The organism is Pseudomonas sp. 14P_5.3_Bac1, assembly GCF_025466135.1.
Lineage (GTDB): Bacteria > Pseudomonadota > Gammaproteobacteria > Pseudomonadales > Pseudomonadaceae > Aquipseudomonas.
In genome coordinates, this window is the sequence record NZ_JANLOF010000038.1 from 98,138 (window position 1) to 112,016 (window position 13,879).

10 protein-coding genes are annotated in these 13,879 nt (G+C 61.0%); 3 read left to right on the top strand and 7 right to left on the bottom strand.

The features are described 5' to 3' along the window. Positions 1-9: 9 nt before the first annotated feature. Positions 10-1,986: a methyl-accepting chemotaxis protein gene (locus NTD89_RS09140; protein WP_145158097.1), complete on the bottom strand. Its 1,977-nt coding sequence runs from the start codon at positions 1,984-1,986 to the stop codon at positions 10-12. Positions 1,987-2,153: 167 nt separating this feature from the next. Continuing rightward, positions 2,154-3,074, bottom strand: a complete 921-nt coding sequence (locus tag NTD89_RS09145; protein ID WP_124418743.1) for a LysR substrate-binding domain-containing protein — start codon at positions 3,072-3,074, stop codon at positions 2,154-2,156. 137 nt (positions 3,075-3,211) lie between these two features. Here NTD89_RS09145 and NTD89_RS09150 point away from each other — a divergent pair, with 137 nt between their 5' ends. Continuing rightward, positions 3,212-4,615 (top strand): NorM family multidrug efflux MATE transporter, encoded by a 1,404-nt coding sequence (locus tag NTD89_RS09150; RefSeq protein WP_262207198.1) that lies wholly within the window; start codon positions 3,212-3,214, stop codon positions 4,613-4,615. Between the two features lie 112 nt (positions 4,616-4,727). On the opposite strand, the gene NTD89_RS09155 is transcribed toward NTD89_RS09150, so the two are convergent. Further along, positions 4,728-6,392, bottom strand: a complete 1,665-nt coding sequence (locus NTD89_RS09155; protein WP_145158102.1) for a putative bifunctional diguanylate cyclase/phosphodiesterase — start codon at positions 6,390-6,392, stop codon at positions 4,728-4,730. 268 nt (positions 6,393-6,660) lie between these two features. On the opposite strand from NTD89_RS09155, the gene rep reads away from it, so the two are divergent. Both rep and NTD89_RS09165 read left to right on the top strand, forming a co-directional pair. After that, positions 6,661-8,670 (top strand): DNA helicase Rep, encoded by a 2,010-nt coding sequence (gene rep, locus NTD89_RS09160; protein WP_053258644.1) that lies wholly within the window; start codon positions 6,661-6,663, stop codon positions 8,668-8,670. Between the two features lie 58 nt (positions 8,671-8,728). Then, complete coding sequence (locus tag NTD89_RS09165) at positions 8,729-9,301, top strand: xanthine phosphoribosyltransferase (RefSeq protein WP_094948722.1); 573 nt, start codon at positions 8,729-8,731, stop codon at positions 9,299-9,301. A 147-nt stretch (positions 9,302-9,448) separates the two neighbouring features. On the opposite strand, the gene NTD89_RS09170 is transcribed toward NTD89_RS09165, so the two are convergent. The 4 genes from NTD89_RS09170 to alr form a co-directional block, all read right to left on the bottom strand. Continuing rightward, positions 9,449-11,371 carry an acetyl-CoA hydrolase/transferase C-terminal domain-containing protein gene (locus tag NTD89_RS09170; protein ID WP_262207200.1) on the bottom strand — a complete coding sequence of 641 codons (1,923 nt, stop codon included), beginning with the start codon at positions 11,369-11,371 and terminating at the stop codon, positions 9,449-9,451. Positions 11,372-11,504: 133 nt separating this feature from the next. Further along, the gene (locus NTD89_RS09175) at positions 11,505-11,921 is read right to left on the bottom strand and encodes a c-type cytochrome (RefSeq protein ID WP_065931891.1); all 417 of its coding nucleotides are present in this window, start codon (positions 11,919-11,921) and stop codon (positions 11,505-11,507) included. Positions 11,922-12,103: 182 nt separating this feature from the next. Beyond that, positions 12,104-12,652 (bottom strand): cupin domain-containing protein, encoded by a 549-nt coding sequence (locus NTD89_RS09180; protein ID WP_017135864.1) that lies wholly within the window; start codon positions 12,650-12,652, stop codon positions 12,104-12,106. Positions 12,653-12,768: 116 nt separating this feature from the next. Continuing rightward, positions 12,769-13,842, bottom strand: coding sequence for an alanine racemase (gene alr / locus NTD89_RS09185; protein ID WP_262207202.1), 1,074 nt, complete (start codon positions 13,840-13,842; stop codon positions 12,769-12,771). Positions 13,843-13,879 lie beyond the last annotated feature (37 nt).

The window sequence follows — 13,879 nt, forward strand, 5'->3', positions numbered from 1 at the left end:
CGCTAAGCCTCAACGAAACCGATCGACCTCATGCCGCAAACCAGCCGCCAGGGTTTCCAGCTCTTTGGCGGTAACGGCCAGGTTCGACACCACTTCACGCTGCTCGCTGTTGGCCAGCGCAATGCTCTGCAAATTGCTGCTGAGCAACGTCGCGGTGCTGCTCTGTTCCTGGGTTGCCGTGGTAATTGCCGCAAATTGCTGACCGGCCGAGCGACTTTGCTCGTCGATACGCGCCAGCGCCGAAGCCACGTCGGCGTTGCGCGACAGGCCTTCCTGCATCAACGCATTGCCGTGTTCCATGGTGCTGATGGCATTCCCGGTTTCCTGCTGAATGCTGTGGATCATCCCGGAGATTTCATCAGTAGCCTGGCGGGTGCGCGAGGCCAGGTTGCGCACCTCGTCAGCAACCACGGCGAAACCACGGCCTTGTTCACCGGCGCGGGCGGCCTCGATGGCCGCGTTGAGCGCCAACAGGTTGGTCTGTTCGGCGATCGAGGTGATCACGCCGACAATCCCGCCGATTTCCTGGGAGCGTTGGCCGAGGGTATTGATCACCGTGGCCGTGCTGTTCAGCGCGGTGGCGATATGTTCCAGGGACGACGACGCCTCTTGCATCGAGGTACGGCCGATGCGCGTCTGCTGGGCGTTTTCCTGGGCCAGTCGTTCGGTGTTGCCCATGTTATCGGCGATGTTCAGCGAGGTGGCGCTGAACTCTTCCACCGCGCCGGCCATGCTGGTGATTTCGCCGGACTGCTGCTCCATGCCCTCATAGGCACCACCCGACAAACCGGACAAGGCCTGGGCTCGGCTGTTGACCTCTTCGGCGGCCTTGCGGATATGCGAGACCATGGTCGACAGGGCTTCACCCATCTGGTTGAAGCTGCGTGCCAGTTGGCCTATTTCGTCATTACTGGACACATTGAGGCGCACACTCAAGTCACCCGCGCCGAGGGCTTCGGCTTGACGCACCAGGTCACTCAAGGGCTGCAACTTGCTGCGCAACAGCCAGACCGCCGCGCCCACCGCGAACAACATTGCCAACACGCTGCCAATCACCAGGCGAATACCAACGGCCCAGGTCACCTCGCGAATTTCGGATTTCGGCATGCTCGCCACCACCGACCACGGGCCGCCTTCAAACGGCACCGAGACGCTGTAGAAATCTTCGTTCTTGTCGCTCCAGAAGCGCCCCTCGCCCGGTTTTTTGGCCAGGTCGAGCATCACCGGTACCGCCTGGTCCAGCGCCTGCACGCCGGCCGGTGGCACCAGCCAGTGTTTCTGTTCGTCCAGCAGCGCAAGGGAACCCGTTTTGCCGATACGGAAGCGCTTGAGGTTTTCAAACTGGGCTTTCTGGGCGTCGGTGTAGTCGAAACCGACAAACAGCACCGCAATCACTTTGCCGCCGGCATCGCGCACCGGTGTGTATTGGGTCATGTAGGAGCGGTCGAACAGCACGGCACGGCCGACGTAACTTTGCCCGGCAAGCAGGCGTTGGTAGGCCGGATGCTGGTGGTCCAGCGCCGTACCGATGGCGCGGCTGCCGTCTTGTTTGGTCAGGGACGTGCTGATGCGGACAAAGTCTTCGCCGCTGCGCACAAATACGGTGGCCACGCCGCCGGAGGTATCCTTGAATTCATCGACCTCATCGAAATCGTTGTTCAACAGGTTGTTGCCCAGGAACAGGCTCGGGGTTTGTACACCCGCCACTGCAACCTGCTGCTCGCCGCGCACACTCAACCCCGCACCGAAGCGCTTTTCAAACAGCCCGCTCAAACGCTGGGTACTTTCGCGCAAGGTGCTGTGGAAGGTATTGAGTTGGTCGGCGAGCAAACGCGCTTCGCTGGCCAGGTGTTCCTCGCGGGTGTCGAGGTTGGCGGAGTCGAGCGACCGCAGGGCGAAAACCGTACTGCCGCTGATGACGACAGCCAGTATCACGGCTAATGCGAGGCCTAACTGGGAGGCAATCCGAGCGCGAGGTTGAGACATGACAGCTCCTGGCCGAGGCCAGGATCATCCTGATCTCATAGCGCTACTCGGCAAATTATCGAGTGGGAAACGTTGGTGCACGGTTGTTCCAACACACCTTATTCGGCGGGCGCGGGGAATACTTGAGCGATTCACAGGGGTATCGCGCAAACGATTGCACAAATGCTTCAGTCGAGGCGCTCGACCTGGGGCAACTCCATGGCCTTGACCTCACCTTGGAGAAATTCCGCCAAGCGCCTTAAACGCTCACCACCGGGGCGGGTTTTCGGCCACACCAGGTAGTAATTTTCCCCACTGGCCACGGCGGTCGGCCACGGCAGGCTCAATCGTCCCTGGGCCACGTCTTCGGCGACCATCAGCAAATCGCCCATCGACACCCCGTAACCTCGTGCTGCGGCAATCATGCCCAGCTCAAGCGTGTCGAACACCTGCCCGCCCTTGAGCGAGACCTGAGATGCCAGCCCCATGCGCTGCAGCCAATTGCGCCAGTCGCGGCGGTCGGGCGTGGGGTGCAGCAGCTCAGCGCACGCCAGACGCGTTACGTCCCACGGCCCGTCTGCCAGCAGGTTGGGGGCGCCCACGGGGATCAGCAGTTCGGGGAACAGGTAGCTGGCCTCCCAGTCCGCCGGAAAGTGCCCGTAGCTCAGCAATACCGCGCAATCGAATGGCTCTTGGTTGAAGTCCACTTCGTCCACGCTCATCCACGCACTGGTCAGTTGCACCTCATTGCCCGGCTGCAACGCCCGGAAGCGGCTGAGCCGCGCCAGCAACCAGCGCATGGTCAGGGTCGACGGCGCTTTCATGCGCAGGATGTCGTCCTCGGCATTCAGGGTGTGGCAGGCGCGCTCCAGCGCAGCGAAACCCTCGCGCACGCCGGGCAACAGCAAGCGCGCCGCTTCGGTGAGCTGCAGGTTGCGGCCGCTGCGCTGGAACAGGCGGCAGGCAAAATGCTCTTCGAGTGTGCGGATATGCCGGCTGACGGCACTTTGCGTGATCGACAGCTCCTCTGCCGCGCGGGTAAAGGAGTTGTGCCGTGAAGCGGCCTCAAATGCGCGCAAGGCGTACAACGGAGGGAGACGACGTGGCATAGGGAAACCTCCGACAGAGCAAGCCCAAACCCTACCATGAGTTTTAATCATGCGAACGATCGCTTTTATCCTTTTGTGTAATGCGTTGGGAGCGCCGAGAATCAACCCCTCCCCAACCCTCTGACTTTTTGAGCGTGATGACCATGCAGCATCCGGTGCGTACTGAACTCTGGGCCATTCTGCGGCTGTCGGGGCCGTTGATTGCCTCACAGTTGGCGCACATGTTGATGGTGCTGACCGACACTCTGATGATGGCCCGCCTGAGCCCCGAAGCCCTGGCCGGCGGCGGCCTGGGCGCGGCGAGCTATTCGTTTGTGGCGATTTTCTGCATCGGCGTGATTGCTGCAGTGGGCACGCTTGTGGCCATCCGCCACGGCGCCGGCGACATCGAAGGCGCCACCCGCCTGACCCAGGCCGGGCTGTGGCTTGCCTGGCTGATGGCACTGGTGGCCGGCTTGCTGCTGTGGAACCTCAAGCCCGTATTGCTGATGTTTGGCCAGACCGAAACCAACGTGCACGCGGCGGGGCAATTTCTGACCATCCTGCCATTCGCCCTGCCCGGCTACCTGAGCTTCATGGCCTTGCGCGGCTTTACCAGCGCTATCGGCAAAGCCACGCCAGTGATGGTGATCAGCCTGGGTGGCACGGTGCTCAACTACTTCCTCAACCACGCCTTGATAGAAGGCATGTTCGGCCTGCCGAAACTGGGATTGATGGGTATTGGCCTAGTCACCGCGATTGTCGCCAACAGCATGGCCTTGGCGCTGATGTGGTACATCCGCAGCAACCGGGCTTACGCCGCCTACCCGCTGAGTTCAGGCCTGCTGCGCCTCAACACCCTGTATCTGCGCGAGCTGTGGCGCCTGGGCCTGCCGATTGGCGGCACCTATGCGGTGGAGGTCGGCCTGTTTGCCTTCGCGGCGCTGTGCATGGGCACCATGGGCAGTACGCAACTGGCGGCGCATCAGATTGCCCTGCAAATCGTCTCGGTAGCGTTCATGGTGCCAGCGGGGATGTCGTACGCGATCACCATGCGCATCGGCCAGCATTACGGCGCCGGGCAGTTGCTGCAAGCGCGCATGGCCGGGCGGGTCGGCATCGGATTCGGTGCGGCAGTGATGTTGGGATTTGCCGCAGTGCTGTGGCTGTTTTCCGATGCGCTTATCGGGCTGTTCCTCGACCATAACGACCCGGCCTTCCATGACGTTATCGTCCTGGCCGTCAGCCTGCTGGCCGTGGCGGCCTGGTTCGAATTGTTCGACGGTGTGCAGACCATCGCCATGGGCTGCATCCGTGGGTTGAAAGACGCCAAGACGACCTTTCTGGTGGGCTTGGGCTGCTACTGGCTGATCGGCGCGCCGGCGGCGTGGTTGATGGCGTTCACCCTCGGCTGGGGGCCGACCGGTGTGTGGTGGGGCCTGGCGTTGGGCCTGGCCTGCGCGGCCGTCAGTTTGACCTGGGCGTTTGAGGCGAAGATGAAAAGGATGATTCGGCGGGAGCCGGAAATTCGCGCTGAATTCCAAGCCATGCAGCCAGACTAGAGACTGTACTCGGTCAATGTGGGAGCTGGCTTGCCTGCGATAGCATCACCTGGATAGGCCTGACACACCGAGGTGCCTGCATCGCAGGCAAGCCAGCCCCACACAAGCCAGTTCAGCCCAGCAAAGCCTGCTGGCTTTTGCCGAATGTCAGGTATTCCACCAACTCCGGCAACGGCAATGGCTTGCTGATCAAATACCCCTGCGCCTGATCGCAGCCAAACAAGCGCAACAGCGCCAGTTGCTCAGGCGTTTCCACACCTTCAGCCACCACTTCCAGGTTGAGGTTGTGCGCCAGGTTGATCATGGCGTGCACCAGCTTGCGGTTCTCTTCGCGCTCTTCCATGCCGCCGACAAAGCTCTTGTCGATCTTCAACAAGGCAATCGGCAGGCTGTTGAGGTGCACGAACGACGAGAATCCGGTGCCGAAGTCATCCAGGGAAAACCGCACGCCCAGGCGGCCGAGGGCGTCCATGGTCTGTTTGACCAAGTCACTGCGGCGCATGACGGCGGTTTCGGTCAATTCGAACTCCAGCCACTGTGCTTCCACGCCGCGCTCGGCAATCAGCCGGCTGAGGGTCGAGAGCAGTTGGCTGTCCTGGAACTGGCGAAACGACAGGTTGACCGCCATGTGCAACGGCGGCAGGCCGCGTTCGCGCAGGTCTTGCATGTCGCGCAGGGCGCGGGAGATCACCCAGTAGCCCAGCGGCACAATCAGGCCGCTCTGTTCGGCCAGCGGCACGAACTCGCTGGGTGGCAACAGGCCGCGTTCGCCATGGCGCCAGCGCACCAAGGCTTCCAGGCCGACAATATGCCCGTCGTCCAGGTCCAGGCGCGGTTGGTAGTGCAGTTCCAGCTCGTCGCGGCGCAATGCGCGGCGCAGTTCACTTTCCAGGTCGGCCAGGCTGCGCGCGTTGCGGTTGATGCGTTCGTTGAAGATATGAAAGGTGCAGCCTTGCGTACTTTTGGCTTGCTGCATGGCGATGTGCGCGTGCCACATCAGCGGGTCGGCGCCAGCACGCGCGCGGGCATGCGCCACGCCCAGGCTGCAGCCGATCAACAGGCTTTCGCCATCCACCCAATAGGGTTCGGCCATGGCTTCGGTGATGCGTTCGGCCATCCATTCGGCGCGCTGGGGCGCGCGGCGCGTATCAATCAGCAGGGCGAACTCATCGCTGCCCAGGCGTGCCAACTGGTCCCCGGCTTCGAGCTGGCTCTTGAGGCGCGAGACCACTTGCAGGATCAACCGGTCACCGGCCTGATGGCCTAAAGCGTCGTTGGCATGGCGAAAGTTATCGAGGTCAAGGTGGCCGAGCGCCAGGCCGCGGCCTTCGTTTTCAACCAGACGCGCCGCCAGCAGGGTCTGGAAACCCTGGCGATTGGCGATCCCGGTGAGCGGGTCCTGTTCGGCCAGGCGCTGCAAGGTGGTCTCCAGCACGCCGCGCTCGCGGACATGGCGCAGGCAGCGGCGCAATGTATCGGCATCCAATACGTCACGGATCAACCAATCGCTGACACCCAGCGGCGAAACCAGAGGTTCCTGCTCCAGCAACAATATGCACGGCAAGTTGCAACGGCCGGGGCAGGGTTGCAGGCTGGGCGTGGTCAATAACACGGCCGAGTGGTCGTCATCGAACAGACGACTCACCGAGTCCCAGTTGGGCGCACTGATCAGCACAGCCCCATCGCCCATCGGCGCCAGGCACTCGCGCAACAACGCTGCCCACGCTGGCTCATCGGCCAGTAGCAGCAAACGCAAGGGTTCGACAGGCGTAGACAAGCTAGCTCCCTAGACTCTGCAAAATTTCGTTGGCGGCGGGCATTATGACGCGCGGCCTGATAATCACCAATGATAAGGGTTATCAAATACGCTGACTGTAAGCATTCGTCCCGATCTTCAGGACAGAAGGCCCACACATCCTGCGGCAAAGTATCAAAACCGGCAAATTTAGATCGAGTGGTACGTCACACTGTCGTTCTGTGAGAGCAGAATCCTGCGAGCCTGTTAAAATGCCCGCCCTTTTGAACAACGACTCCCTGAATTCTGTATGTCCCGACTCAATCCCCGGCAGCAAGAAGCCGTGAACTACGTCGGCGGCCCTCTATTGGTGCTCGCCGGCGCGGGCTCCGGCAAGACCAGCGTGATCACCCGCAAGATCGCGCACCTGATCCAGAACTGTGGCATCCGCGCCCAGTACATCGTCGCCATGACCTTTACCAACAAGGCGGCGCGCGAAATGAAAGAGCGTGTCGGCACGCTGCTCAAGGGCGGCGAAGGCCGTGGCCTCACCGTGTGTACCTTCCACAACCTGGGCCTGAACATCATCCGCAAGGAGCATGCGCGGCTGGGCTACAAGCCCGGTTTCTCGATCTTCGACGAAACCGATGTGAAGTCGCTGATGACCGACATCATGCAAAAGGAATACGCAGGCGACGACGGCGTGGATGAGATCAAGAACATGATCGGCGCCTGGAAAAACGACCTGATCCTGCCGCCCCAGGCCCTGGAAAACGCGCGCAACCCAAAAGAGCAGACCGCCGCCATCGTCTACACCCATTACCAGCGCACGCTCAAGGCGTTCAACGCGGTGGACTTCGACGACCTGATCCTGCTGCCGGTAAAGCTGTTCGAGGAACACGCCGACATCCTCGAAAAGTGGCAGAACAAGGTCCGCTACCTGCTGGTGGACGAATACCAGGACACCAACGCCAGCCAATACCTGCTGGTGAAGATGCTGATCGGCACGCGCAACCAGTTCACCGTGGTGGGCGACGACGACCAGTCGATCTATGCCTGGCGCGGTGCGCGCCCGGAAAACCTGATGCTGCTAAAGGACGACTATCCGTCCCTGAAAGTGGTGATGCTGGAGCAAAACTACCGCTCCACCAGCCGCATCCTGCGTTGCGCCAACGTGCTCATCTCCAACAACCCCCACGAGTTTGAAAAACAACTGTGGAGCGAGATGGGCCACGGCGACGAAATCCGCGTGATCCGCTGCCGCAATGAAGACGCCGAAGCCGAGCGCGTGGCCGTGGAAATCCTCAGCCTGCACTTGCGCACCGACCGGCCCTACAGCGACTTTGCGATCCTGTACCGCGGCAACTACCAGGCCAAGCTGATCGAACTGAAATTGCAGCACCACCAGGTGCCGTATCGCCTGTCGGGCGGCAACAGCTTTTTCGGACGCCAGGAAGTAAAAGACTTGATGGCTTACTTCCGCCTGATCGTGAACCCGGACGACGACAACGCCTTCCTGCGCGTGATCAACGTGCCACGCCGGGAAATCGGTTCGACTACCCTGGAAAAGCTCGGCAACTACGCCACTGAACGCAAAATCTCGATGTATGCCGCCACCGACGAAATCGGCCTGGGCGAGCATCTGGACACACGCTTCACCGACCGACTGTCGCGCTTCAAGCGCTTCATGGACAAGGTGCGCGAGCAGTGCGCCGGCGAAGACCCGATCAGCGCGCTGCGCAGCATGGTCATGGACATCGACTATGAAAACTGGCTGCGCACCAACAGCTCCAGCGACAAAGCCGCGGATTACCGCATGGGCAACGTCTGGTTCCTGATCGAGGCGCTGAAAAATACCCTGGAAAAAGACGAAGACGGCGAGATGACCGTCGAAGACGCCATCGGCAAGCTGGTGCTGCGCGACATGCTCGAGCGCCAGCAAGAAGAGGAAGACGGCGCCGAAGGCGTGCAGATGATGACCTTGCATGCGTCCAAGGGCCTGGAATTCCCCTACGTGTTCATCATGGGCATGGAAGAGGAAATCCTCCCGCACCGTTCCAGCATCGAAGCCGACACTATCGAAGAAGAACGGCGCCTGGCCTACGTGGGCATTACCCGCGCGCGTCAGACGCTGGCCTTCACCTTCGCCGCCAAGCGTAAGCAATACGGCGAAATCATCGACTGTGCCCCCAGCCGGTTCCTCGACGAACTACCACCGGACGATCTGGCCTGGGAAGGCAATGACGACACCCCGACCGAGGTGAAAGCCGTTCGCGGCAATACCGCCTTGGCGGACATACGCGCGATGTTAAAGCGCTAGAATCGACTACTTTTTAATCTACTTTCGGCGCACACCGCGCCATTAGAGGAAGCTTTCCGTGGAAGCACTGCACAAGAAAATTCGCGAAGAAGGCATCGTGCTTTCCGATCAGGTACTCAAGGTCGACGCCTTTCTGAACCACCAGATCGACCCGGCGCTGATGAAACTGATCGGCGACGAATTCGCCGAGCGCTTCAAGGACTCGGGCATCACCAAGATCGTCACCATCGAAGCCTCGGGCATTGCGCCGGCGATCATGACCGGCCTTAACCTTGGCGTGCCGGTGATTTTCGCCCGCAAGCAGCAGTCCCTGACCCTGACGGAAAACCTGCTGTCGGCGACCGTGTATTCCTTCACCAAAAAGGTCGAAAGCACCGTGGCGATCTCGCCGCGCCACCTGACCAGCAGCGACCGCGTGCTGGTGATCGATGACTTCCTGGCCAACGGCAAGGCGTCCCAGGCGCTGATCTCGATCATCAAGCAAGCCGGCGCGACCGTCGCAGGCCTGGGGATTGTGATCGAGAAGTCGTTCCAGGGTGGCCGTGCCGAGCTGGATGCGCAGGGTTATCGAGTTGAATCGCTGGCGCGCGTGAAGTCGCTGGCCGGTGGCGTGGTCACGTTCATCGAGTAATGGGCAGCACCGCAAACCCCAAGTGAACACAGATCAAAATGTGGGAGGGGGCTTGCCCCCGATAGCAGTGGGTCAGCCAACACATGGGTGACTGATACACCGCAATCGGGGGCAAGCCCCCTCCCACATTTGGTTTCGTGGAAATTTTTAGTGTGCGGTGGCCTGTAGGCCGGCGAGCAACAGGCGCTGGTACAGATCTTCTTTCAGCCCGTCTGGCTTATCCAGCCGCATCCGTTGGAGATGCTCAGGAAACGCCTCCGGCTCCGGTGCATCCAGCGCTGCCTTGCCCAACTCCAGAATCTCCGTCAGCTTGAATTTGCTTTTGAGCCAGTTCAAAGCACGCAACAGATCCTTCTCCTCATCCGTAAAGTCAGTGCCCAGCGGATACTCCGGAAACAGCCGGTGATGCCGCGCCTGAATGCCCTTGAGCCGCTCGGGCGTATTGTCGGCAAAGCGTGGGTCCAGCTGGAAATCCTTGGGTAATTTGCCGGCCTTTTGTGCCTGTTCGATCAAGTCGTTCTGAAAGCGCGAGTCGGTGATATTCAGCAGCGCCTCGATCACCTTGGCATCTGTCTGCCCACGCAAATCGGCAATCCCGTACTCGGTGATGACGATATCGCGCAGGTGCCGGGGAATGGTGCAGTGGCCGTACTCCCAGACAATATTGGAACTGACCTCGCCAGCCGACTCGCGCCAGCTGCGCAGGATCAGGATCGAACGCGCGCCTTCCAATGCATGGCCTTGCGCAACAAAGTTGTACTGCCCGCCGACGCCGCTGAGCACGCGGCCATCTTCCAGCTGATCGGCCACACCTGCGCCGAGCAAGGTCACCATGATCGCGCTGTTGATAAACCGCGCGTCCAGGCGTTGCAGGCGCTTGAGCTCTTCCTGGCCATACAGCTCGTTGATGTAGCTGATGCGCGTCATGTTGAATTCGAGGCGCTTGGCGTGCGTCATTTCCTGCAGGCGCTGGTAAAAACTGCGCGGCCCGAGAAAGAAACCGCCATGGATCGACACGCCGTCAGGTTGCGCCGCGTCGTCCAGCGTGCCGGCGTTGGCTTGCGTCTGGGTCGCCACATCCGGGTAAACCTTGCGCCGGATAATGCCGGCGTCGGCCAGTACCAGCAGGCCGTTGACGAACATTTCGCTGCAGCCATACAGGCCACGGGCAAAGGGCGACACACCGCCTTCGCGGCTGATCAGGGGCGCCCATTGATACACATCAAGGTCGGTGAGCAGCAGTCGATAAGCCTCGTTATCCGCCTGGCGCGCCAGCAGGGCGGCGGTCAGCGCATCCCCCATGGAGCCGATACCGATCTGCAACGTGCCGCCATCGCGCACCAGCGTGCTGGCATGCACACCGATAAAGTGGTCCTGCAAGCCCACCGGCATATTGGGTGTGGAGAACAGCGTGGTGCTGTCCTTTGCGTCGATCAGGTAATCGAACGCGTCCATGCCCAGTTCGGCATCGCCCGGCATGTAGGGCAGATCGGAGTGCACTTGGCCAACGATCAGGATGGTTTCGCCATCCTCACGGCGCTTTTCGATCATCGGCAGCAGGTCGAGTGTGATGTCGGGGTTGCAGCTCAAGCTCAGGCGATCCGGATGCTCAGTGCTGCTGGCCACCAGTTGCGCCACCAGATTCAGGCCGGCGGCGTTGATGTCGCGCGCCGCGTGACTGTAATTGCTGCTGACGTAATCCTGCTGCGCCGATGCGCTGTGGAGCAGGCTGCCGGGCTGCATGAAGAACTGCTGCACGCGGATGTTCGCGGGCAGGCTGTCCTTGTGCAGGTCGGCGAGAAAATCCAGCTCGGGGTAGTCGCCAAATACGCGTTCGATGAAGGGCTCGAGAAAGCGCTTCTGCAAACCGTCGCCCAAGGTCGGACGACCCAGGGCCAGCGCGGTGTAGATCGTCAGCGCGCGCTCCGGCAACTTGGCGATGCGCCGGTACAGCGCGTTGACGAACAGGTTGGGCTTGCCCAGGCCCAGGGGCATGCCCATGTGGATATGCGCGGGCAAGCGCGCCAATACGTCGTCAACTGCTTGCTCGATTGAACACAACTGCACCATCCGACCCTCCTGAACATTCCATGATTAGGGGTTGGACCGAGCTTGCCGGGTCTTTGCTGCAATGAACAGCCTGCAAACTTAAATCACGGGCACAAAAAAGCCGCTGGGCAGCGGCTTTTTGGCGAAGATCGGTTTATTTAAGCCCCGACATCTTCTCGATCGCACCTTTAAGCTCGTCGTCCGAGCAATCGGCGCAAGTGCCTTTAGGCGGCATGGCGTTGAGGCCAGTGATCGCCTTGGCGAGCAGGCCGTCAAGGCCGCCCTGGTGATCGGCGCGGTCTTTCCAGGCAGCGGTGTCACCGATTTTCGGTGCGCCCAGCAGGCCGGTGCCGTGGCAGGCGTTGCAGTGCTTGGCGATCACGTCATCCGGCGTTTTTGCACCGCCGCCGCCACCGGCTGCCACCGCCACTTCCATCCCTTTGCATTCCTGGCCCTGAACACAGACTTGGCCGACAGGTTCCAGGCGCTTGGCAATTTCATCATTGGTCGCAGCTTGAGCGCTGACAGCCCATAGGGCCAGTACGGTTGCTGGTGCAGCCAGCATTTTCATAATTAGGTTCACGCGTTCACCCTCAATGGTGGCTATTCACGCCTGCGGCCACGGTTTCGCAGGCGGCGAAAGTATAACGGTTAGCCCGTCCGGCCGAAACAACCCTATTAAATAAAGGGAGATTCAGCCCTGCGGCGTACAGCTACGGGAGTGTCTGCAACGCTGGCAGCACGCCTCTTGTGTCAAAAGTTCGCGGGTGTGGCTGCGCTGATTAGTCGCGCCGGCACGTCGAACGGGTTGCGAAAACGATGGGGCTTGGTGCTTTCAAAGTAGTAGCTATCGCCGGCTTCGAGCACAAAAGTTTCAAGACCGACCACCAATTCCAGGCGACCTTCCACCAGAATTCCGGTTTCCTCGCCTTCGTGGGTGAGCATTTCTTCGCCGGTGTCGGCGCCCGGCGGGTAAATCTCGTTGAGAAACGCGATCGCCCGACTCGGGTGTGCGCGGCCGACCAGTTTCATGGTGACGGCGCCGTCCGATATGTCGATCAGCTCATTGGCTTTATAGACGATCTGGGTCGGTTTTTCCTGGAGGATCTCCTCGGAAAAGAACTCGACCATCGACATGGGAATGCCGCCCAGCACCTTGCGCAAGGAGCTGATCGAGGGGCTGACACTGTTTTTTTCGATCATCGAAATGGTGCTGTTGGTGACACCCGCGCGCTTGGCGAGCTCGCGCTGGGAAAGACCCTTCAGTTTACGGATGGATTGCAGTCGTTCGCCGACGTCCAATGCAGGAGCCTCCTAGGATTCAGGCGTTGTTGTAATTGAGCGTTATCATGGCGACAGCGTTCAGTATTTACAACACTTGGGCCTAAATCCTGGTCAGCTCCACTCGTAGGCCGTGTTCAAGCCCCGCAATAGAGCCTTGGCACGCGGCGCAGGTTGCAGAAGATCTGGTAGGGAATGGTCTCGGCAGCGGTCGCAACGTCGCTGGCGAGAATAGTTTTGCCCCACAGCTCCACGGTGGAACCGAGCCCGGCCTGCGGCACGTCGGTGAGGTCGACACACAGCATGTCCATGGATACACGGCCCAGCAACTGACTGCGCTGGCCCGCCACCAACACCGGTGTGCCAGTGGGCGCATGACGTGGATAACCGTCGGCATAGCCCATAGCGACCACGCCGACCCGCATCGGTTTGGGTGTGATGAACTTGGCGCCGTAGCCCACCGGCTCGCCGGCCGGCAGTTCGCGCACGCAGATGACCTTGGATTCGAGCGTCATCACCGGCTGCAAGCGCGCGGCAATGGCCTGGTCTTCACCAAACGGCGTGGCGCCGTAGAGCATGATGCCTGGGCGCACCCAGTCGCTGGACACGTTCGGCCAGCCCATCACGGAAGGCGAGTTGCGCAGGCTCACCTCGGCCGACAAGCCTTGGCGCGCCGCTTCAAACACCGCCACTTGTTCATTGCTGCGTACACAATCGAGCTCGTCGGCACGGGCGAAGTGGCTCATCAATACGATTTTTGCCACTTTACCGCTGGCCAGCAGGCGCTGGTAAGCCTCGTGGTAATCCTTGGGATGCAGGCCGACACGATGCATGCCCGAATCCAACTTGAGCCAGATGGTCAGCGGCTTGCTCAACCGGGCCTGCTCAATGGCGTCCAACTGCCACAACGAATGCACCACGCACCAGAAATCATGCTCGATGATCAGCGGCAGCTCGTCGGCTTCGAAGAACCCTTCCAGCAACAGCACCGGCGCGCGAATCCCCGCGGCACGCAGCTCCAGCGCTTCCTCGATGCACGCCACGGCAAACCCGTCGGCTTCGGCTTCCAGCGCCTGGGCCACGCGCACGGCGCCGTGGCCATAGGCATCGGCCTTGACCACGGCGAGGGCCTTGGCCCCCGTGACTTCACGGGCCAGTTGGTAATTGTGGCGCAGGGCTTGGAGGTCGATCAGGGCACGGGCAGGACGCATGGCGGCAGGCTTCTAGGCGGCAGAGTGAAGAAAAAAC

Bases quoted from the DNA above. Each gene is read 5' to 3' on its own strand.
- NTD89_RS09145 (WP_124418743.1), bottom strand. From the start codon at position 3,074: ATGCCACGTCGTCTCCCTCCGTTGTACGCCTTGCGCGCATTTGAGGCC.
- NTD89_RS09170 (WP_262207200.1), bottom strand. From the start codon at position 11,371: ATGGTGCAGTTGTGTTCAATCGAGCAAGCAGTTGACGACGTATTGGCG.
- NTD89_RS09140 (WP_145158097.1), bottom strand. From the start codon at position 1,986: ATGTCTCAACCTCGCGCTCGGATTGCCTCCCAGTTAGGCCTCGCATTA.
- alr (WP_262207202.1), bottom strand. From the start codon at position 13,842: ATGCGTCCTGCCCGTGCCCTGATCGACCTCCAAGCCCTGCGCCACAAT.
- rep (WP_053258644.1), top strand. From the start codon at position 6,661: ATGTCCCGACTCAATCCCCGGCAGCAAGAAGCCGTGAACTACGTCGGC.
- NTD89_RS09150 (WP_262207198.1), top strand. From the start codon at position 3,212: ATGACCATGCAGCATCCGGTGCGTACTGAACTCTGGGCCATTCTGCGG.
- NTD89_RS09175 (WP_065931891.1), bottom strand. From the start codon at position 11,921: ATGAAAATGCTGGCTGCACCAGCAACCGTACTGGCCCTATGGGCTGTC.